Source organism: Microbacterium excoecariae (assembly GCF_011326725.1).
GTDB lineage: Bacteria > Actinomycetota > Actinomycetes > Actinomycetales > Microbacteriaceae > Microbacterium > Microbacterium excoecariae.
In genome coordinates this window covers 158,335-178,778 of sequence record NZ_JAANCO010000002.1, presented here as the reverse complement: position 1 = coordinate 178,778, position 20,444 = coordinate 158,335, and the positions used below count along the sequence as shown (strand labels likewise).

Below are 20,444 nucleotides of genomic sequence, written 5' to 3'. Positions count from 1 at the left end.
GGCCTCAGCCGCGGCGGGGCAGCACGACGGGGGCGCCCGTGGCCGGGTCCGGCAGGATCCGCACGGCGGCGCCGTAGACCGCCTCGATCCGCTCGGCCGTGAGCACGGCTCGCGGCGCGCCGCGCGCGACGAGGCGCCCCCGGCCGAGCATCGCGATCTCGTCGGCGTAGGCGGCCGCGAGCGACAGGTCGTGCAGCACCGCGACGACGGCGCGGCCGCGCGCCGCGAGCCCGCGGGCAAGGGAGAGGACCTGCTCCTGGTGGGCGATGTCGAGGGCGGCGGTCGGCTCGTCGAGGAGCACGATGCCCGTGTCCTGCGCGATCACGCGCGCGAGCGAGACCCGCGCCTTCTCGCCGCCCGAGAGGGAGAAGAAGGCGCGGTCCGCCAGATGGGCCGTGTCGGTGGCGGCCACGGCGGCGTCGATCGCGCGGTCGCCGGCCGCCTCGCGATCCGTGCCGCGCCAGGGCGCGCGCCCCATCTCGATGACCTGCCGCGCCGTGAAGGAGAACGCGACCTGGTTGGCCTGGAGGAGCACGGCCCGGCGGCGCGCGAGGTCGGCGTGGCCGCGGCGGGACACCGGAGCGCCGTCGATCGTCACGGATCCGCCCGAGGGCGCGACGTCGCCGGCGAGCATGCCGAGGAGCGTCGATTTGCCCGCGCCGTTGGGGCCGACGAGCGCGAGCACCTCGCCGTAGCGCACGTCGAGGTCGACACCGTCGAGGATCCGCGCCCCGCCCCGGGAGACGCCGACGCCCGCGGCCGCGATCGCGGTCCGCGCCCTCACGCCCATCCCCCAGCCTGGCGGCGCCCGCGCCGGATGAGCGCGTAGAAGAACGGCCCGCCGACGAGCGAGGTGAGCATGCCGATCGGCAGGTCGGACGCCGGCACCAGCGTCCGCGCCAGGAGGTCGGCGATCACGAGGAGAGCGGCTCCGCCGATCGCCGAGGCGACGAGCAGCAGGCGGTGCGCGGGCCCCAGCAGCATCCGCACGACGTGCGGAACGACGAGCCCGACGAACGCGATGATGCCGACGAAGGCGACCGCGACGCCCGTCATGAGCGCGACGAGGACGACGGACCCGACGCGCAGGCGCTCCACCCGCACCCCGACGTGCGCCGCCGTGCGGTCGCCCAGCGCGAGCAGGTCGTACTGCGGCCCGAGGCGCAGCGCGACGGCGACGGCGGCGCCGCCGAGCACGGCGACGACGAGCACCTCGCCCCAGCGCGCGCCGGCGAGGGATCCGAGCTGCCAAAACGTGATCTGCTCGCGGCTCTGCGTGTCGCCGACGAACATCATGAGCGCGAGCCCCGCCCCCGCGAACGCGTTCACGGCGATCCCGGTGAGGAGGAGCGTGACCATCTCGGTGCGACCGGCGGAGCGCGCGGTCGCGTACACCACGAGGGTCGCGGCCAGGCCACCGGCGAACGCGGCGCCCGCGATCTGGAGCCCGCCGAGCGCGCCAAAGGTGATGGCCGCCGCGGCGCCGAGGGCCGCCCCGGAGGAGACCCCGACGACGCCCGGCTCGGCGAGGGGGTTACCGAAAATCGCCTGCATGACCCCGCCCGCGACCGCGAGCAGCGCGCCGACGAGGAGCGACATCGCCACGCGCGGGAAGCGGATCTGCCACAGGGTCTGGTCGACGAGCGCCTCGGCGGGCGCGCCGACGCCGCCGATCCCGAGGCCCCGCGCGAGCGCGCCGAGCACCTGCGACGGCGTCACGGCCAGCTGCCCGACGCACGCGGACACGAGCGCGCCGGCGACGACGAGGACGATGCCGGCCGCGAGCACGACGACGGCCCTCCGGGCGGGGGCGGATCCGGCCCGCCGCGGGGGCGCGGCGGTCGCGGTCACGGCGCGTCCCCCGGCGCGTAGACGGCGCGGGCGAGGGCGTCGAGGACGTCGGCGGAGCGCGGCCCGAAGGAGAGCACGGCGCCGTCGTCCATGTCGACAATGCGGCGGTGCTGGCCCGCGGCCGTCAGCGCGATCGCGGGCTTGGCCTCGAGGAGCCCGTCGACCCCGCCCACCGACGCGATCCCGCCCGTCATCGTGAGGATGAGGTCCGGATCCGCCGCGACGAGCGCCTCGTCGGTCATGGGGCGCATGCCCTCCCAGCCGAGCTCGCCGGCCACGTCGACGCCGCCGAGGGCGTCGATGAGCTCATCGGCGCCCGACTCCTCGCCGAAGAGGTAGTACACGCCCGCAGAACCGCGGAGATAGAGGAAGAGCATCCGCACGCGGTCGCCCTCGGCCTCCGGGGCGAGGCGGGCGACGACGTCGGTCGTCTCCGCGACGTCGTCGGCGATCCGGTCGGCGAGATCCTCCCCCGCCTCCGGGGCGCCGAGCGCCGCGGCGACGTCCCGCGCGAGCTGACCCGCCCCCGCGTACGACGCCTCGTTGTCGACGAAGACGACGGGGATCCCGACGTCGGCCAGCTGCTCGACGACGTCGCGCGGGCCGACCGTGCCGTCGGTGATCACGACGTCGGGCGCAAGCGCGATGATCGACTCGGCGTTGACGCTGTGCCCGCCCGAGGTGACCGTCTCCAGGCCCTCCGTGCCGGGGAAGGTGGCCGCCTGGTCGACGCCGACGAGGGTGTCGCCGAGGCCGAGCGCCCAGACCGTCGCGGCGATGGAGCCGGAAAGGTCCATTGCGACGACGCGGTCCGCGCGGCGCACCTCCACCGGCTCGGAGGACCCATCCGCCTCCCGCGACGGCGCCGTGGCGGGCAGATCCTGCTCCGGGCGGGGGCCCACGGGCTCGATCGCCTCATCGGCGAGCGTTGCGGTCGAGGGCCCCTCGTACGCGCGCGGATCTACCACGGGCGACACCTCGGCGAGGTCGGTGCGCGGCGCGGCGGCGGGCTCCGCCGCGGGGGACGCGGCGCACGCCGCGGCGAGCGCGACCACGGCGCAGGCGCCGGCGAGCGCGCGGGCGAGGCGCCCGGGCCTCACGAGGCGGCCCCCTCGCGGGGGCGCCGGCGGCCGAGGAGGAACCCGGCGCCGAGCCCCGCGACAAGCAGCGCGGCGCCGCCGAGGCCGAGCGGGAGCCACGGCAGCGGGGCCTCGGGAGCCGCGCCGGCGGCGCCCGCGGCCGAGGCCTCCGCGCCCGCCGCGGCGGCCGGGGCGCAGTCGGCGACCTCGAACGTGGCGGACACGGGGTCCAGCGTTTCGCCGGCCGCGTAGAACCCGGCGAAAGCATCGGCGCCCGCGGCCGTGAGGGTGACCGCGGCGTCCGTCACGTCGTCGCCGGGCGCGGCGCCGCCGAGGTTCACGTCGGCGACCGCCGCCTGGCGCTCGTCGACGGCGGTCTCGCCGTCCATCCCCGTGCTCCGCGCGTCGACGAGGAGCGTCGCGGTGCCGGGTCCGTCGAACGCGAGGGTGGGGTTCGCGAGCGTGAGGTCGAGGACCCCGTCGTGCCCCGTGAAGTGGATCTCGCCGGGGAAGCTGACGGTCCCGGCACCGGTGTCGGGATCCACGGATCCCGTGCCGCCGGTGAAGGAGAATGTCGGGGTGTCGTAGGTCGCCCCCGCGGAGGTCTCCCAGGACCCGTTCGCGATCGTGCCGCTGATGTACGCACGGAAGCTCTCCTTGACGCCCCAGTCGAGCGTGGCGTCGGTCACGACACAGGCCGAGGCGTCGAGGGCCCGGACGGCCGGGTCCTCTTCGGGCGCCTCGTTGTCCTCCTCCTCGTCTTCGGTCGCGCCCGCCGCGGTCGCGGCGTAGCTCGCGGTGCTCGCGGAACCGACCGTGAAGGTGACGTCGTCGAAGCCGACGGCGTTGTCGGCGCTCGGGCCACCCGTCAGCGAGCCGCCGACACGCGCGCCCGCGAAGGTCACCTCGCCCGCATCGCCCGTCGTGCGCGTCGCGCCCGAGAGATCGAGGGGGTAGGACGCGGAGCCGAAGCCCGCCGTGTTGCCCGTGTAAAGCGTCGCGGACCCGTCGGCGCCGACGGTGATCGACGGGTTCGCCACCTCGAACATCGTCATGCCGTACCCGGAGAAGCGGACGACGCCCGAGTACTGGACGGTGCCCGTGCCGGTCTCCGGATCCCAGTCGCCGCCGGTGGCCTGCGGGAACACGTAGCCCGCGCCGACGCCGCTCGTCGAGACGGTACCGTTCGCGCAGTGCGCGTAGCCGAACGCGTCCGCGCCCTCGCACGTCGTGTACGCGACGAAGGCGCTCGAGACGCCCCATTCGAGCGCGCCCGCCGCGGGGCCGGAGGTCGCGGCGGCCGGCTCGGGCGCCGCCGCGGCCGGGGCGGTCGGAGCGGGCGCCGGGGACGCCGCGGGGGGATCCGCCACCTCGGCGGTGCCGTCCGCGCCCACCGTGAAGCTGATCCGGTCGAGCTCCTGGCCCGCGGGGTAGAAGGCGCTGCCGTCGTACGAGAACAGTCCCGCGCCTGCGGCTGTGAGGGTCGTGCGCGCGCTCGTGACCCGGATCCCGTCGTCCCCGGTGCGCGTCGCCCGGCCCGAAGCCAGGTCGATCGCGGCGATCGTCACGCGATCGCCACCTGCGACGGCGACGACCAAGTCGGCCCGCGAGGCGCTCGTCACGCGCACCGTGGGGTTCGCGAGCGTGACGTCGAGGACCCCATCGTGACCCCGGAAGCGCACCTGACCGGCGTACTGTGCCGATCCGGTGGATCCGTCCCACGCCGTGCCGCTCGATGCTTGCGGGAACGTGAACGCGCCGTTGCCCGAGGCCTGGGAGGCGCCCTGGGTCGCGGCGATGTCGCCGTGCGCGATCGCGCCGACGACGTAGTCGCGGAAGCTCGCCTTCACCCCCCACTCGAGGCTGCCGGTACGGGCCGCGGGCTCCTCCGCGCAGTCCAGGACGACGATCGCGGCGGCGGACGCCGCAGACGCCGCGAAGGCGTCGTCGTCCGGGGTGAAGCGCGCGGTGGGCGCGTGCTCGCCCGTCGCGAGCGTCGTGGTGCCCAGCGTCGCGGCGCCGGTCGCGTCCACCCGCGCCTCGCCGACCACGGTGGATCCGGCCGAGAAGCGGATCGTCCCGGCGACGGCCGGAGCCACGCGCGCCGTGAGGGTGACGGCGTCGCCGGCGCAGGCCGTCGCGGGCGCCGCGGACAGCGCGAGCGCCGTGGGGGTCGCGGGCTCGGGCACGGGCGCCGCGGCGTCGATGCCGAAGGACACGTCATCGAGCCGCGCGCCCGGTTGGAAATCGGCGTTCGTGCGGGCGTAGACGTCGGCGCCCGCGTCGGTGAGCGTCGCGGTCGCCGTGACCGCGCCGTCGAGCAGGTCGCCGTCCGCGAAGACGAGGTCGGCCATCTCGACGCGCTCACCCGCGTAGGTCGGGAAGCCGGCCGCGCCCGGCTGGGTCACCTCGGCGGAGAGGACCGCCGTCGTCGGGGAGGTGAGCTCGACGCGCACAGCGGCGAGCGTCTGGTCGAGCGCGTACCCGCCGTCCGGGCCGAGGCCCGCGTGGCCCTGGAAGGTGAGACCGCCCGCGTAGGTCACGGATCCCGTGCCCGCGGCGAGATCGACCTCGCCCGCGGCGCCCGTCCAGGTGCCCTGGCCGTCGGCGGCAACCGTCGCGGGCTCCTGGGCGAGGATCTGCCCGTTCGCGATGGGGCCCGTGATGTACGCGCGCCACGGGGAGCTGACGCCCCACGTGAGCTCCCCCGAGGCCACCGCGACGGGAGCCGTCGGGGCAGGCTCGGCGGCGTGCGCGGGGGCGGCGAATAGGGCGCCGACGGCGGCGGTCAGGGCGATGATCGCCGAGGCGATCGTGGATCGGCGGGTCGACGTGCGCTCGGACACGTGTCCTCACTTCCCGAGGGTGGTCGTGCGGAAAGGGGCGTCCCGCAAACGGGACGCCCCGCAGAGATCGGGGTCCGGCCGCCCGCTCCCCCCGAGCGGGCGGCCGGAAGCAGGGTCAGCGCCCCGCGGGGGTGCGGCGGCGCGTGGCGGCGAGGAGCGCGGCACCGAGGAGCGCGAGCATCGCGGCCCCGGCGGCCAGGCCGCCGGCGACCGGCGCGCCCGTCGCAAGCAGCGCGTCGGCGTCGTCCGATCCGGACGCGGCCGTGCCGGACGTGCCCGAGGTGCCGGACGTGGCCGCCGGCGCCTCGCCCGCGCCCGTGGACGAGTCGCCGCCCGCGGCGGTGTCGTCGCCCGCGGCGCCGTCATCGGTGGCGGCCGCCGCCACCGTGAACGCGGCGCGGTAGGTGACCTCGCCCGCGACGAACGTGATCTCGTGCGCGCCCGCGGCGAAGTCCTCCGGGACGGTCCACGATACGGTCGCGACGCCGGATCCGTCGGCCGTCGCGGCCGGAAGGGTCACGGGATCCGAGAACACCGTGACGTCGAAGACGGTGCCGGGCTCGGCGCCGGCCACCGAGAAGGTCACGGTGTCGCCCGGGCGGATGACCTCGAGCGCGGCGCCGTCGGCACCAGCGATCGCAACCGTACGGTCCTCGGGCTCGGGCTCCGGCTCCGGCTCGGGCGCGACCTCGGCGAACGCGAGGGTCGCCTTCGCGTCCTGGGCGCGCGAGGTCGGGGCGGTGTGGTTGGCCGCCGTGTACACGGCGGTGGCGCCCTCGCCCACGGGGACGACGTCGAGGGCGATCTCGAAGGATCCGTCCTCGTCGAACGTCACGCGACCCTCGGTGGTGTCGGTCGAGGCGTAGACGACCTTTGCGCCCGTGCGGCATCCGAGCGCGAGCGACCACAGGTCGGCCGGAAGCTCCACGTCGCCGCAGACGAAAACGTAGATCGGCTGGGCAGGGTTGTACCCGGTACCGGAGACCGTCACAACCTGGCCCTCGGGGTCGAGTTCCGTGGCCGGGGAAACGCCCAGCTGCGGGTCAAAGACCGGCTCCTCGGCGGGGAACAGGACGGTCCAGTCGATGTCGACATCGGCGCGCGCATAGATGTTCGCCTCGGTCGGGAACGACCGCGACGGCCAGGAGATGACCTCGTAATCGGTCCCCTCCGCGAGCTCCTCCACGGGCACGGACAGCGTCTCGCTCACCGTGCCGTCGTCCGCGACCGTCGCGGAGACCGCCGTGTCGGCCTGGCCGACGCCGGAAAGATCCGCGCCCTTCTCGATCATCGTGAAGTACACGTGCGGCTCGGCCTGGCCGGGCAGAGCCACGACATCGTCGAAGCCCTCCCCCTCGATCGCGACGTCGATACCGACGCCCTCGCTCTCCGTCGCCTCGGCCGTAAACGCCGGCGTCGCCGCGGGGAACAGGACGGTCCAGTCGATGTCGACATCCGCGCGCGCATAGATGTTCGCCTCGGTCGGGAACGACCGCGACGGCCAGGAGATGACCTCGTAATCGGTCCCCTCCGCGAGCTCCTCCACGGGCACGGACAGCGTCTCGCTCACCGTGCCGTCGTCCGCGACCGTCGCGGAGACCGCCGTGTCGGCCTGGCCGACGCCGGAAAGATCCGCGCCCTTCTCGATCATCGTGAAGTACACGTGCGGCTCGGCCTGGCCGGGCAGAGCCACGACATCGTCGAAGCCCTCCCCCTCGATCGCGACGTCGATACCGACGCCCTCGGTCTCCGTCGCCTCGGCCGAAAACGCCGGCGTCGCCGCGGCGTACGCGGCCGGGGCGACGAGCGCGCCGCCCAGGGCGATCGCCGCCACGGTCAGGGCGCCGAGCGCCGCCTTCCTCTGCGCCCGCGCGGGCCGCGGGCGCTCCACTGTTTCTGCCATGTGATTCCGTTTTCTGCGAGAGATAGAATCAGCGTGGCCGCTCGGCCGCGCTGTTTTCCGGCGCGCTCAAGGCGCGTATCAGCCCGAGGCCGGCGGTCGGGGGCGGGCGCTGCTTCTTGGTAGGGAGGGCGCTCGCTCCGCACACTCATCGGGACATTTCCCGACCTCGGGCGGTCGTGCATCCGGATCCGCCCGCGGCGCGAGCGTGGATCAGGCATGCCTAACTAAGGGAACCCTAAGGCATCAGACGCGCGGTGTGCAACCAGGATCGCGGGATCCCGTAAGGTATGGCTCACCTACATTGCGCGACGCCTGGTCGCGAGAGGAGCCCCGCATGCCCCACCCGTTTCCCGACGACACCGTCGCCGCGATCCTCCGCCACATGAACGCGGATCACGCGGACGACAACACGCTCATTGCCCGCGCGTTCGCGGATCCGTCCGCCACGAGCGCCGCCATGACAGGGTTCGACGGCGCGGGCGGCGAGTGGGACGTCGCCGGTGCGGGCGGCGTGCGCGCGGTCCGCGTCCCCTGGCCGGGCGGCGAGATCACCGAACGCACCGAGGTGCGCCGCGAGATCGTCGCCCTCTACGACCGCGCCTGCGCCGTGCTCGGCGTGACCCCGCGCCCGCACTGACCCCACCCCCACACCCGCAAGGACACCCGACATGACGAGCCCTGCCCCGATCCCCCTGTCCGCCCTGATCCGCGAGCGGTCCGCCGGCGCGCACTCGACGAGCGAGGGCGCGGGCTTCATGGCGTCGCTGCTGCGCGGTGAGCGGTCGCGCGAGGACTACATCGCCCTCGTCGCGCAGCACCACGCGATCTACTCCGCGCTGGAGGGCGGCGCGCGCCGCATGCGCCGCGACCCCATCGCCGCACGATTCCTCTCGGAGCGCCTCACGCGCCTGCCCGCGCTCGAGGCCGACCTGGCGTTCCTCCTCGGCCCGTCCTGGCGCGACGAGATCACCCCGCTCCCGGCGACCGCGCGCTACGTGCGGCGGATCGAGGAGGTCGCGGCCACGTGGCCCGGCGGGTTCGTCGCCCACCACTACACGCGCTACCTCGGCGACCTCTCGGGCGGGCTGCACATCGGCCGGGTCGTCGCGCGCCAGTTCGGGTTCGAGACGAACGGCATCGGGTTCTACATCTTCGGCGACATCGCCGACCCGGCCGCCTTCAAGGATCACTACCGCGCCGAGCTCGACGCAGCCCCGTGGGACGACGCGGAGCGCGAGCGGGTCGTCGCCGAGGTCCTGGACGCCTACCGCTTCAACACCGAGGTGTTCGTCGAGCTCGCCGCCGACCGCGGCCAGGATTCCTCAGCGGCGTAACCCCGGACACACGAAGGCCCGGATCCGCGGGGCGGATCCGGGCCTTCGGCCTGTCTCAACACAGGAACGAAAAATCCCCGCCGAGCGGGGATTTTGTCGTGGACCCAGGGGGATTCGAACCCCCGACCTTCTCATTGCGAACGAGACGCGCTACCAACTGCGCCATGGGCCCGTGCAACCAGATAGACATTACCAGACGCCCCGGCGCGCGGAAAAATCGGCGCTACCCGACGGCGCGTCGCGCCAGGAGCTCGCGCACGTGCTGCTCGATCTCGGCGTCGTCCACGACGCCCACGCCGACGAATCGGTCGGCCTCGACAGCGCGGATCGGGGCGGGGCGGTCGCGCTCGGCGATGCGCTTGCGCGCCGCCGCCTGCTCGGCCGACCGCCGGGCCTCCTCGCGCGCCGCGCGCGCGATGACCTCGTCGGACGCGCGGGATCCGGCGGTCGCCGTGAGGGGCGCGGGGAGGCGCCGCGGTGTCCACCCGCGATCCTCCGGGTCGATGAGCTCGGACACCGTGCGCCGGCGCGGGCGCGCGACGGCCGCGGCGACGTGTGCGCGGGCGCGGCGCGCCACCCCCGCCATCCGGCGCAGGGTCACGAGCCCGGCGACGAGCGCCGCGAGACCGATTCCGGCGACGAGCGCCTGGCCGGTCGTGGCGAACAGCCACGCGCCGACGCCCGCGGCCGCGAGCCCGAGCGCCGACAGGGTCGTGGCCGCGAGGCGCAGCTGCCGCCGGGCGCGCGCCTGGCGCACCCGCGGATCCGCCCGCAGCTCGGCCAGCCGCCGCCGCTCGTCCTCGACGGCGATCGCGCGGCGCATCCGCTCCGCCTCGAGCTCGCGCTTCTTGGCCTCGACCTGGGCGCGATCGTTCTCCTCGCGGATCCGGTCCTCCTCCGCCTGCAGCCGGCGCACGAGGCGCTGCTGCTTGGCCGCCTCGCGGCGGGAGAGCTCGACCCGCAGCTCCTCGGGCGCCTCGCTCGTGTGGGCGAGGACGCGGAGGGCCTGGTTCAGCCGCACCGCGTTCTTCTCGGCCGCGTTGTAGCGCACGCTGGCCTGCCACGACGGGAGCAGGTAGGCGAGCCACAACAGCGCGACGACGAGCGCGATCGCTCCGCCTCCGAGAATCTGCCCGCCCATGCGCTCCACGGTAGGGGAACACCCGGCCCGGCCCCGCGAGCCGTCGGCGTGTCGCGCCCGGACCGGGCGTTTTGGCCTCCGCCGCCTACCGCAGCTGCCGCAGGTTCGTGCGCGCGAGGTCCACGAGCTCGTCGCCGCGGCCCGAGAGGACCGTGCGGATCGCGTAGAGCGCGAAGCCCTTCGCTTGCTCCGCCGTGATCGTCGGCGGCATCGACAGCTCCTGCCGTTCCGTGACGACGTCGAGGACGGCGGGCCCGTCGTGCGCGAGGAACTCGCGCACCGCGTCCTCCAGGTCCGCGGAGTCCGTCACGCGGATCCCGCGGATCCCCATCGCCTCCGCGATCTTCGCAAAGTCGGGGTTGTCGAGGCCCGTGGCGTAGTTCACGAAGCCGGCGGCCTTCATCTCGAGCTCGACGAAATTCAGCGACGCGTTGTCGAAGACGACCGTCTTGACCGGCAGGTCGTTCTGCGTCAGCGTGATGAGCTCGCCGAGCAGCATCGAGAGGCCGCCGTCGCCCGCCATCGCGATGACCTGGCGCGACCGATCGACCGCCTGCACGCCGATCGCCTGCGAGAGGGCGTTCGCCATGGATCCGTGGGTGAAGGATCCGATGAGCCGGCGCCGACCGTTCATCGTGAGATACCGCGCGGCCCAGACGACCGGCGAGCCCACGTCGGGGAGGAACACCGCGTCGTCCGACGCCGCCTCGTCGAGCAGGCGCGCGAGGTACTGCGGGTGGATCGTGCGCTTCGACGGGGTCGCGAGGTCGTCGAGCCCCTTGCGGGAGCGCCGGTAGTGCTTCCGGGCCGCGTCGAGGTGACCGGAATCGGCGGCGGCCTCGAGGCGCGGCAGCAGCTCGGCGATCGTCTCCGCGACGCCGCCGACGAGCGGGATGTCCACCCGCGTGCGCCGCCCGATCTGCCCACCCCGGACGTCCACCTGGATGATCGTCGCGTCCTCGGGGAAGAACTGGGGGTAGGGGAAGTCGGTGCCGAGCATGACGAGCGTGTCGCACTCGCGCATGGCGTGGTAGCCCGAGGCGAAGCCGATCAGGCCCGTCATGCCCACGTCGAACGGGTTGTCGTACTCGACGAACTCCTTGCCGCGCAGCGCGTGCACGACGGGCGCCTGGAGACGCTCGGCGAAGGAGACGAGCTCCTCGTGCGCCCCCGCGACGCCCGCGCCGGCGAGGATCGTGACCTTCTTCCCCGCGTTCAGCGCCTCGGCCGCCCGGTCGATCTCGGCCTCCGCGGGGATCACCCGCGGCTCCTGGCCCCGAATCTCCTCCGCGGCCGCCTCGATCTCGGCGAGCCCCACGTCCCCCGGGACGACGAGCACGGCGACGCCGCGCTGCGAGACGGCCTCGCGCATCGCGATCCGCAACAGGCGCGGCATCTGCTCGGGCGTGGCGACGTGCTCGGCGTACACGCTGCACTCGCGGAACAGCTCCTGCGGGTGCGTCTCCTGGAAGTAGCCCGTGCCGATCTCGTCGCTCGGGATGTGGGCGGCGATGGCGAGCACGGGAACCCGCGATCGCTGCGCGTCGAAGAGCCCGTTGATGAGGTGGAGGTTGCCCGGCCCGCAGCTGCCCGCGCAGACGGCGAGCTCGCCCGTGACGGCGGCCTCCGCGCTCGCGGCGAAAGCGGCCGCCTCCTCGTGGCGCACGTGCACCCACTCGACCTCGCCGTTCGTGCGCAGGGCGTCGGTGAACCCGTTCAGCGAGTCCCCCGGGATGCCGTAGACCCGCCTCACCCCGCTGGCGGCAAGCGTCTCGACGATGTTCGCGGCCACAGTGACCATAACCGGCCCCCTCCCGATCGGTGATGCCCCCGACCCTACGCCCGGTGTCGGGGCGAAGGGGCGGTCGGGGTCATCAGCCGGCCAGGAAGGAGGCGGACCAGCCGTCGCCGGCGCGGGTGTACCGCGCGCGGCGGCTGGGGGCCGCATCCGACCCCTCCCAGAACGTCACCTCGTGCGGCACGAGGGCGTATCCGGTCCACGAGTCCGGCTGCGGCGGGTCGGGCGTCTCCGCGTCGATCCGCGCGTACACGCGCTCCCGCGTCGCGCGGTCCTCCGCCGCGAGCGCGTCGGTGTTGATGCCCGCGAGGAGCTGGAGGTAGCGACTGCGGCGCGCGAACGCGAGCGCCTCGTCGGCCGGATCCGTGCGCTCCACGCGGCCACGGAGGACAACCTGGCGCGCGAGCTCCGGCCATCGAACGACGAGCGCGGCCACCGGGTGCGCGGCGAGCTGCTGGGCCTTGCGGCTGGATCCCTCCGTGTGGAAGGTGATCCCGGCCTCGCGGCGGCCCGACACGAGGACGGTCCGCGCGTCCGGAACCCCCTCCTCGTCGACGGTCGCGAGCGTGCACAGGGGACGTTCCGGGTCGTCGTCGCCGGGCAGCCACGCGGCGAGCAGGTCGGCCGGATCCGCGGGGACCCGCCCGTCCTGCACGGGCCGATCGAGCCCCTCGGGCGGCACGTTGCCGGCGGCGCCCGGCGTGCGCGGTGCGCTCATCGGGCGAACTCGAATCGCGCGATCTCGCCGAGCGCCTGCGCGACGAACGCCGTACCGGCCTCCGCGAGCTTCTCGCCGTAGGCCGCGGTGGCGCCGGTGGCGTCGCCGATCACGCCGCTCGGGCCGAAGTCGTCCGACGTCCACCCGAAGCTCACGGGGTAGCCGTTGAACCCGATCGTCTCGAACTCGGCGATGTGCTCCGGGACGTTGCGGACCGCGCGCGACATGTCCACGAGCTCCGGCCGGAGCGCGAGCATGAGGCTCGTCTCGGAGTGCCCCGCATGGATCCCCATGCCGTACTCGTCCGGCCCGCCCTCCGCCTGGCCGCCCGCCCGCTGAGTTCCGGATCCCAATGAGAAGGTCTTCAGCCCGAATCGGCGCCGGATTTCGCGATTGACGACCTGCAGGAGCGCGGAGTTGCCGCCGTGCCCATTCAGGAACACGAGCGTGCGCGCGGGGGTCGCCGCCACGGACCGGCCCACGTCGACGAGCGTGTTCCAGATGGTCGAGGCCTCCATCCAGATCGTGCCGGGCGCCCAATGGTGCTCGTCGCTCTTGCTCGCCGCGATGGGCGGCAACAGCCACGCGTCGACGCCGGCCGCGACGGCGCGATCCACCGCGCGCCGTCCGATCTCCTCCGGGATGACGAGGTCGGTGTTCAGCGGCAGGTGCGCGCCGTGCTGCTCGAGCGCGCCGATCGGCTGGACGATCACCGACGCGTCGGACAGCACCTCGAGCGCGGCCGGCTGTGGCAGATCGGTGAGGACGCGGGTCATCGGATGGATCCCTTCTGCGGGCCCCGATAGTCGGGATTGAGCTTGCCCGGGTTGAGCAGGCCCCGCGGATCCGTGACCCGCGCGAGCTCGACCGTGCGTGGCATTTCGAAGTCGACGTTCCACTGGTGGCAGTTGTGGACGCCGACGCCGATGGCCTCGAGTCGCGCGATCGCGGCAAGGACCTCCTCGGGGCCCGTGTACTCCGCCGCCAGCATGCCGATCGGCACCGTATGCCCGGCCTCGATGTGCAGGAGCCCGTCGCCGATCGTGTCGTGCACGAGCGCGATGTCGTCGGCAAGGATGTCGCCGCCGACCTCGAGGTGGTAGTAGTGCCCCGGCCGCGACTTCTGGAGCCACTCGATCGGGTGGTTGTAGCTGAGCGTCGAGAGCTTCGCGCCCTCCGCGGGCCCCGTCCGCACGTCTTCGACGCGGCCGCCGGCGCCCTCGATGAGCGTCGTCGCGGCGGCAACCGTGTCCGGGTGCAGGATGGCGCGCAGGCTCGCGCGCCCGCGCGGGATGGCGGGATCCTCCGGCAGCGCGGCCGAGACCTCCCGCGTGTCGGCGGAGACGAGGCGCGGGAGCGGCTCGAGCCGGCCGAGTTCGCGGAGCACGGACAGGGGACCCGCGAACGTCTCAAAGGACGCGTAGAGCGCGCGCCAGTCGACCGCGGGCTCGAGGCGGACGCTCGCGCGGGCGATGATGCCCGCCGTGCCGTAGTTGTGCACGTAGCGCTGAGCCTCCTCCCCCACGACGTGATGCAGGCCCGATCCGTCCGCGTGGACGACGTCGAGGGCGACCACGAACCCCATGTGGTTCGCGCCGTGCGCGATCGTTCCCGTGCCGCCGGATCCGCCCGCGAGGAACCCACCGACCGACGAGTTCATCGTCGACGGATACATCCACAGCTGCTGCCCGGTCTCGCGCGCCGCCTGCTCCAGCTGCGCCATGGGGACGCCCGCGTCGGCCGTGATGACGCCGTCGGCGACCTCGACGATCGTCCGGGCCCGCGACGTGTCGAGCACGAGTCCGCCGCGCGAGGGGATGGCCTGACCGTAGTTCCCCGTGCCCTTCCCGCGGGGCGTGACGGGGATCCCGCGGGAGACTGCCGCGTCGACGACGCGCGCGATGTCCTCGGCCGTGGTCGGGAAGGCGACGATCTGCGCGATGCCGAGGGGCAACAGCTCGCTGATGACGGGAGACATGCGCGCGCCGTCGACCGAGGCCCGCTCCAGCATGCGCCGGTCGGTCGTGACGCCCCGCGGGCCGAGGAGCTCGACGAGCGCGTCGTAGAGGTCCGAGACCGAGGCGCGTTCGGCTGTGGCGACGCTCATTCGGACAGGCCGATCGAGGTGTCGAGGAACTCGTTCGTGTAGATGTCCTCGGCAACGAGGTCGGGGTCGACGTCGGCGGCGATCTCCTGGAAGAGCTCCATGCCCGTTCCGAAGAACTCGCTCACGCGCTCCGGATCGAAGTCGCCGATGTACCCGTTGTCGCCGTTCGAGACGATGCCGTCCTCGATAAGCGTCTCCACCGCGTAGTCGGCCACGCCCTGGGAGTAGGTCCAGCCGTTGTTGTACTCGGCGACGAGCTCGAGGATGAGATCGACCGTGTCGGACGGGTCCGCGAAGAAGTCGACCTCCGCCTGCTGCAGGATCGGCACGAGCTCCTCAAGGCAGGGCGAGAGCTCCTCGATCTTGTCGGCGCGCACCGAGAGGGCGGATCCGTAGATGTCCCAGCCCGCGTCCGCGATGAGCGCGTACTCGACCGGCTTATTCCACGCCTCGACCTCGTTGGCGTAAATGTAGGGCTCGGCGGAGGCGAAGCCCTGCTGCGCGGAGAGGCCGTCGTCCGCCACAAAGGACGCGGGCGTGCCGTCATAGCCGCCATCTACGATCGACTCGGGCACGATCCCCGCGGCCATGAGGTACTCCATGTACGCGGCGCCGCCGAAGTAGCGCCAGGCGCCGCCCGACTCCTCGAGCGCGGCGGCGAGGTCCTCGATCGTCTCGACGTCCGGGTAGGTCTCCGGGTCCCACATCACCATCTGCGGGTTGACGTCCATCTGCGCCATGACGCCGACAACGGGGGTGATGGCCGAACTCGAGATCGCGGCGTCCGAGTGCACGTAGCCGAGGGTGATCGCGTCGTCCTGGAACATGATCGAGTTGACGGTCGAGTACCCGATGGCGGGACCGCCGGCGCGCACCTCGAAGTTCACACCCGTGTACTCGCCGTCGACGACGAGCGGCGAGGAGACCGACTTGTTCTCGGCGTCGATCGTGTAGTCGTCGCCGATGAGCTGGAAGAGGTGGCCGTGCTCGGCCTGGGGGTTCCAGTCGGTCTGGACGACGATGTCGGCGGGGCACACGGCCGACAGGTCGAGGGATCCGACCTCGAGATCGGCCGCGGCGTCGTCCGCGGTCGTCCCGCCCGAGCAGGCGGTGAGGGCGAGGGTCGCGACGCCGAGCGTCGAGGCGGCGGCGAGCGCGCGCCGGCGGGTGATGAGGGTCATGGTCTCGCTTCCTGAGGGGGGTGGGAGGGGTCAGGCCTTGGTGGCGTCGTACCAGCGGCCGACGACGAGGCGGGAGAGCAGGCCGAAGCCCACGAAGATGGCGACGCCGAGGAGGGCGGCGACGACGACCGATGCGTACAGCTCGGCCGCGAGTAGGCGCGACGTATACGCGCTCATGAGGGATCCGAGTCCGGGCGTCCCGCGGCGGAAGAAGTAGTCGCCCACGATGGCGCCCACGATCGACAGGCCCGCGGAGGTGCGCAGCCCGACGAAGATCGACGGCAGCGCGGCGGGGAGCTGCAGCTTTCGCAGGGTGGTCCAGCGACCGGCGTGCTGAAGCTGGAACAGTTCCTTCTGCGACTTGTCCACCGACTGGAGCCCGAACAGCGTGTTCGAGACCATGGGGAACAACGAGATAAGGACGCAGACGATGATGCGACCGGGCAGGCCGTACCCGAACCAGAAGCCGATGAGGGGGACAAGAGCGAGGATCGGGATGCACTGCAGGATCACGGCGTAGGGGTACAGCGAGCGCTCCGCCCACTTTGCTTGCAGCATCACGACCGCCCACCCGATGCCGAGGACGACGGCGATCGCGAGACCGATGAAGGCGACGAGGGTGGTCTGACCGAGCGCCTCGAGGATCTCCGGCCCCGTAATCGGGTCGAACAGGCCGTCCGTGAAGATGCGGTAGGGGGCGGGCAGGAGAAAGCTCCGGTCGCCGAGCATCGCGCTCGCGACCGACCACGCCACGAGGATGATGCCGAACACGACCAGCGGCGGCCAGGCGGTGTGCAGCCAGGCGGGCGCGGATGCTCGCCTGGCGCGCGTCGCGACGGGAGCGGGTGCGGCGGGCGCCGCAGTCAGCTGTGTCATGCGTGGGCCTCCTTGAGGGCGTGCGAGACGCGCCCGACGAGCGCACCGAACTCGCTCGAGAAGCGGATCTCGGGGTCTCGGGGCATGTCGAAGGGGACGTCGACGACGTCGACGATGCGGCCGGGTCGGCCGGACATCACCACGACGCGGGTCGAGAGATACACGGCCTCGGCGACCGAGTGGGTAATAAAGAGGCCTCCGAACCCGCGCTGGGCGAAGAGCCGGAGGAGCTCGTCGTTCAGCCGCTGGCGGGTGATCTCGTCGAGCGCGCCGAACGGCTCGTCGAACAGGAACAGGTCGGGGTTCAGCGTCAGCGAGCGCGCGAGCGAGGCGCGCATCCTCATCCCGCCGGAGAGCTGGCGCGGCATCGATCCCTCGAAGCCCGCCAGGCCCACGAGGTCGATCGCCTCCTGCGCGGCGGCGGAACGTTGGGTGGGGGTTTGTCCGTTCAGCTCCGCGAGCAGCTCGACGTTCTTCCGGACGTTTCGCCAGGGCAGCAGCGTGGCGTCCTGGAACACGAAGCCCACGCGGTCGGTGTGCGTGTCGCAGTCCCCCGCCGTGTGGCTTTCGAGCCCGGCCGCGATACGCAGGAGCGTCGACTTGCCGCACCCGGAGGGACCGACGACGGTGACGAACTCGCCGCGCCGGACCGTGATGTCGACGTGCTCGAGTGCGACGGTGCCGTCGTCGTAGGTCATTCCGACGTCGCGGAAGTCGACTAGGGCGTCGGCTGTCTCGCGCGGTCGGTCGATCGTCGCAGTGCTCATCGGGCCTCCTCCTGCGCGCGCGGGGCCATCCAGCGCGTCGTGTCGATGCGCGCGACCACGCGGCCACGCGAGAAGACGATGCGCTCTGCGGGCGCAAACGCCACGGCGTCGGCGAGCGAGTCGGCGCGCACCGCGAGGAGCTCCGCGCGGCGGCCGGGCACGGGGCCCGCCGCAGGGAGCCCCATCACGGTGCGTGCCGCATCCGTCACCGCGTCCCAGGCCTCGTCGATCGAGACGTGGGTCGTCGCGACGAGGAGCATGGCGGTCTCGAAGGCGTCGGCTCGCCCGACCGGGTTGAACGGATCCCGCATGTTGTCGCCGCCCGCCGCGGTCGTCACCCCGGCCCGCCGGAGCCGCCCCACCGGAGCGACGCCGCGTGGCATGGCGACGGGGTCGTCCCAGCCCTGCAGGTAGAGGTTCGTCAGCGGGTTGGCGACCACCCCGATGCCGGCGGCAGCGACCTCGGCGAGCAAGGGATCCAGCTCGTCGGCCGTCATCATCGACAGCCGCACGCAGTGGCTCGCCGTCCGCGTGACGGTCCAGTCGGCGGTGCGGCGCGACATCAGTCGGAGGGTGTCGCCGTGGCGCAGCGCCTCGTCGGCGTGGATGTCGACGCCGACGCCGTGGCGCTCCGCGACGTCCAGGAGGCGCGCGAGATCCGCACCCTCGTCGGTCGCGAGATGCGGCGCCCCGCCCACCAGGTCGGCGCCCGCGGCGAGCGCCGCCTCGACGCGGGCCGGGTCGATGTCGCGCGCGGCGAGCGCCACGATCTCGATGTCGACGATGCCCGCGAATTGCGCGCGGGCGGCGGCCACGGCGCGCACGCCGCGGGCGGGGTCGCCCTCGGAGGGCACGTCGACGTGGGTGCGCAGGGCCGTCGTGCCGTTCGCGACGTACCGCTCGATGGCGCGCACCGCCCGGCCTCGGATCTCGTCCTCGGTCGTGCCGCGGATGAAGTCGGTCCAGGACGCGATCGCCGTCTCGAGGTCGCCCGAGACGGGGCGGATCGCGTCCCACGACAGCGCCTTGTCGAGGTGCGTGTGGGGGTCGGCCGGCGCGGCCAGCAAGAGGAAGCCGCCCAGGTCGAGGTCGCCGTCCTCGAGCGGGGCGCCCGCGGCGGCTTCGGTCACGGCCCCGACGGTCTCGCCGTCCAGGACGACGTCGACGACGCGCCCGTCGGCCAGGGTGGCGCCGCGGAGGCGGCGGGGGGAGGAAACGTCCATGTGGTACACCTTGTGAGGAAGAAATGTTGATGTGATCAACATCGCCGACGCTAGACGCGACATGTTTCCCCGGCGTTTCGGTTCTTTGTCTTTCCGTGCATCACCCTGGAGGCCCCATGAGCGACACCGCCGGCGCCCGCCTCGGCGCCGCGATCCGCGCCCGTCGCCGCGCCCTCGACCTCACGATCGTGCAGCTCGCGGAGCGTGCCGACCTGTCCCACCCCTTCGTCAGCCAGCTCGAGAGGGGACGGGCGAACCCCAGCCTGGAGTCGCTCTCGCGGCTCGCTCGCGCCCTCGGCACGAGCCAGGTCGAGCTCATGAGCGGAACGTCGCTCGACGCCCCCGAAGCGGCCGTCGGGTCGTTCGGCGGCGCCGACGCGCGCGTTCTCACCTCCGGCGACACCCGATTCACCGTGATCGACGTCACGGGCGCCGTCACCGAGCTCGGCGAGTTCTACACCCACCCCGAGGACGAGTTCGTCACGGTCATCGCGGGCGAGGCCCTCATCGACGCGGGCCCCGGCGGACCCCAGCGCGTGCCGACGGGCGGGTCCCTCTACTACCGCGGCGGGACGCCGCACCGATGGGCCAGCGCCGACGGCGCGCCCTATCGCCTCATGGTCGTGAAGGAACGCGGGCCGCGCGGCGGCGCCGGAGAGGAGAAGGGCGCATGAGCTTCTTCAGCGACGTCGAGCGCGAGCTGGTCGTGCGCCGCCGCGTCGCGGAGACCCCCGGCATCGTGTCCCTCACGCTGGCCGCCGCCAACGGCCGCCCGCTCCCCGCGTGGGAGCCCGGGGCACACATCGACCTCGTGCTCGGCGACGGTCTAGAGCGGCAGTACTCGCTGAGCGCGGACCCCGACGAGCGCGACACCTGGCGCGTCGCGATCCTCCGCGAGGACGCGGGCCGCGGCGGATCCCGCGCGGCGCACGCGCTCGCCGAGGGCGCCGTCGTGCGCGCGCGCGGACCACGCTCGAACTTCGCGTTCGACGCGCCGGGGTCGGGCGAGCGCGCGGTATTCGTCGCGGGCGGGATCGGGATCACCCCGATCCTGCCGATGGTGCGCGCCGCCGAGCGCGCCGGCGCCGAATGGACGTTGCACTACAGCGTCCGCACGCGTGCGGCCGTTCCCTTCGCGGCCGAGATCGCCGCGCTCGGCGACCGCGTCCGCCTGCACGTGAGCGCGGAGGGCGACCGGGCCGACCCGGCCGCGATCGTCGCGGAGGCCGGCCCCGCGCCCATCTGGGCGTGTGGGCCGGATCCGCTCCTCGCGGCGCTCGCCGCGGCTGAACCCGCGCGCCTGCACGTCGAGCCGTTCGCCGTGGCGCCCGCGGAGCCAGAGCGCGCCACCGAGGCCTTCGAAGTCGAGCTCATGTCCACGGGCGAGGTGATCGACGTCCCCGCCGACCGGTCGATTCTCGAGGCCCTCGAGGATCGCGGCGTGTTCACGGTCTCGTCCTGCCGCGAGGGCACGTGCGGCACGTGCGAGACCGTCGTCGTCGAGGGGGAGGTCGACCACCGCGACCGCGTCCTCAGCGCGGCCGAGCGTGAAACGAGCCCCGTGATGATGATCTGCGTCTCGCGCGCGGCATGCCCGCGGCTCGTCCTCGACGTGTGAGG

18 protein-coding genes and 1 tRNA gene are annotated in these 20,444 nt (G+C 73.5%); 4 read left to right on the top strand and 15 right to left on the bottom strand.

Going from position 1 to position 20,444, the window contains the following annotated elements; all coding sequences use genetic code 11:
* Nucleotides 1-4: 4 nt before the first annotated feature.
* The 5 genes from G8E01_RS12060 to G8E01_RS12040 form a co-directional block, all read right to left on the bottom strand.
* Nucleotides 5-790, bottom strand: a complete 786-nt coding sequence (locus G8E01_RS12060) for a heme ABC transporter ATP-binding protein (protein ID WP_205827576.1) — start codon at nucleotides 788-790, stop codon at nucleotides 5-7.
* Nucleotides 781-1,851: an iron chelate uptake ABC transporter family permease subunit gene (locus G8E01_RS12055; protein WP_166320189.1), complete on the bottom strand. Its 1,071-nt coding sequence runs from the start codon at nucleotides 1,849-1,851 to the stop codon at nucleotides 781-783. Before G8E01_RS12055 ends, G8E01_RS12060 begins: the two co-directional genes overlap by 10 nt.
* Nucleotides 1,848-2,951, bottom strand: a complete 1,104-nt coding sequence (locus G8E01_RS12875) for a heme/hemin ABC transporter substrate-binding protein (RefSeq protein ID WP_338100815.1) — start codon at nucleotides 2,949-2,951, stop codon at nucleotides 1,848-1,850. The genes G8E01_RS12055 and G8E01_RS12875 overlap by 4 nt, the downstream gene beginning before the upstream one ends.
* Complete coding sequence (locus tag G8E01_RS12045) at nucleotides 2,948-5,776, bottom strand: HtaA domain-containing protein (RefSeq protein ID WP_166320187.1); 2,829 nt, start codon at nucleotides 5,774-5,776, stop codon at nucleotides 2,948-2,950. Before G8E01_RS12045 ends, G8E01_RS12875 begins: the two co-directional genes overlap by 4 nt.
* Nucleotides 5,777-5,891: 115 nt before the next feature.
* A complete protein-coding gene (locus tag G8E01_RS12040) occupies nucleotides 5,892-7,679 on the bottom strand; it encodes a hypothetical protein (RefSeq protein ID WP_166320185.1) in 1,788 nt (595 codons plus the stop codon).
* 334 nt (nucleotides 7,680-8,013) lie between these two features.
* Between G8E01_RS12040 and G8E01_RS12035 the strand changes: the two genes are divergently transcribed.
* Nucleotides 8,014-8,316 (top strand): DUF2470 domain-containing protein, encoded by a 303-nt coding sequence (locus G8E01_RS12035; protein ID WP_166320183.1) that lies wholly within the window; start codon nucleotides 8,014-8,016, stop codon nucleotides 8,314-8,316.
* A 31-nt stretch (nucleotides 8,317-8,347) separates the two neighbouring features.
* Nucleotides 8,348-9,013, top strand: a complete 666-nt coding sequence (locus G8E01_RS12030; RefSeq protein ID WP_166320181.1) for a biliverdin-producing heme oxygenase — start codon at nucleotides 8,348-8,350, stop codon at nucleotides 9,011-9,013.
* A gap of 99 nt (nucleotides 9,014-9,112) precedes the next feature.
* Here the strand turns inward: G8E01_RS12030 and G8E01_RS12025 are convergent.
* The 10 genes from G8E01_RS12025 to G8E01_RS11980 form a co-directional block, all read right to left on the bottom strand.
* Nucleotides 9,113-9,185: transfer RNA gene (locus G8E01_RS12025), tRNA-Ala, on the bottom strand.
* A gap of 51 nt (nucleotides 9,186-9,236) precedes the next feature.
* Nucleotides 9,237-10,154, bottom strand: coding sequence for a large exoprotein (locus G8E01_RS12020; protein WP_166320179.1), 918 nt, complete (start codon nucleotides 10,152-10,154; stop codon nucleotides 9,237-9,239).
* Between the two features lie 85 nt (nucleotides 10,155-10,239).
* The gene (gene poxB / locus G8E01_RS12015; protein ID WP_166320177.1) at nucleotides 10,240-11,955 is read right to left on the bottom strand and encodes a ubiquinone-dependent pyruvate dehydrogenase; all 1,716 of its coding nucleotides are present in this window, start codon (nucleotides 11,953-11,955) and stop codon (nucleotides 10,240-10,242) included.
* A 73-nt stretch (nucleotides 11,956-12,028) separates the two neighbouring features.
* Entirely contained in the window at nucleotides 12,029-12,670 is a 642-nt protein-coding gene (locus G8E01_RS12010) for a pyridoxine/pyridoxamine 5'-phosphate oxidase (RefSeq protein WP_166320175.1), read from the bottom strand.
* Nucleotides 12,667-13,446 (bottom strand): creatininase family protein, encoded by a 780-nt coding sequence (locus G8E01_RS12005; RefSeq protein WP_166320173.1) that lies wholly within the window; start codon nucleotides 13,444-13,446, stop codon nucleotides 12,667-12,669. The genes G8E01_RS12010 and G8E01_RS12005 overlap by 4 nt, the downstream gene beginning before the upstream one ends.
* Nucleotides 13,443-14,777 (bottom strand): FAD-binding oxidoreductase, encoded by a 1,335-nt coding sequence (locus G8E01_RS12000; protein ID WP_166320171.1) that lies wholly within the window; start codon nucleotides 14,775-14,777, stop codon nucleotides 13,443-13,445. The genes G8E01_RS12005 and G8E01_RS12000 overlap by 4 nt, the downstream gene beginning before the upstream one ends.
* Nucleotides 14,774-15,958: a substrate-binding domain-containing protein gene (locus G8E01_RS11995; protein WP_166320169.1), complete on the bottom strand. Its 1,185-nt coding sequence runs from the start codon at nucleotides 15,956-15,958 to the stop codon at nucleotides 14,774-14,776. The genes G8E01_RS12000 and G8E01_RS11995 overlap by 4 nt, the downstream gene beginning before the upstream one ends.
* A gap of 30 nt (nucleotides 15,959-15,988) precedes the next feature.
* Nucleotides 15,989-16,834 carry an ABC transporter permease gene (locus G8E01_RS11990; protein WP_166320167.1) on the bottom strand — a complete coding sequence of 282 codons (846 nt, stop codon included), beginning with the start codon at nucleotides 16,832-16,834 and terminating at the stop codon, nucleotides 15,989-15,991.
* Complete coding sequence (locus tag G8E01_RS11985) at nucleotides 16,831-17,601, bottom strand: ABC transporter ATP-binding protein (RefSeq protein WP_166320165.1); 771 nt, start codon at nucleotides 17,599-17,601, stop codon at nucleotides 16,831-16,833. The genes G8E01_RS11990 and G8E01_RS11985 overlap by 4 nt, the downstream gene beginning before the upstream one ends.
* Entirely contained in the window at nucleotides 17,598-18,824 is a 1,227-nt protein-coding gene (locus G8E01_RS11980; protein WP_166320163.1) for an amidohydrolase family protein, read from the bottom strand. The genes G8E01_RS11985 and G8E01_RS11980 overlap by 4 nt, the downstream gene beginning before the upstream one ends.
* A 116-nt stretch (nucleotides 18,825-18,940) precedes the next feature.
* On the opposite strand from G8E01_RS11980, the gene G8E01_RS11975 reads away from it, so the two are divergent.
* Both G8E01_RS11975 and G8E01_RS11970 read left to right on the top strand, forming a co-directional pair.
* On the top strand, nucleotides 18,941-19,498 hold the full coding sequence (locus G8E01_RS11975) for a helix-turn-helix domain-containing protein (protein WP_166320161.1): 558 nt from the start codon (nucleotides 18,941-18,943) through the stop codon (nucleotides 19,496-19,498).
* Nucleotides 19,495-20,442 (top strand): PDR/VanB family oxidoreductase, encoded by a 948-nt coding sequence (locus G8E01_RS11970; protein ID WP_166320159.1) that lies wholly within the window; start codon nucleotides 19,495-19,497, stop codon nucleotides 20,440-20,442. The genes G8E01_RS11975 and G8E01_RS11970 overlap by 4 nt, the downstream gene beginning before the upstream one ends.
* Nucleotides 20,443-20,444: the final 2 nt, after the last annotated feature.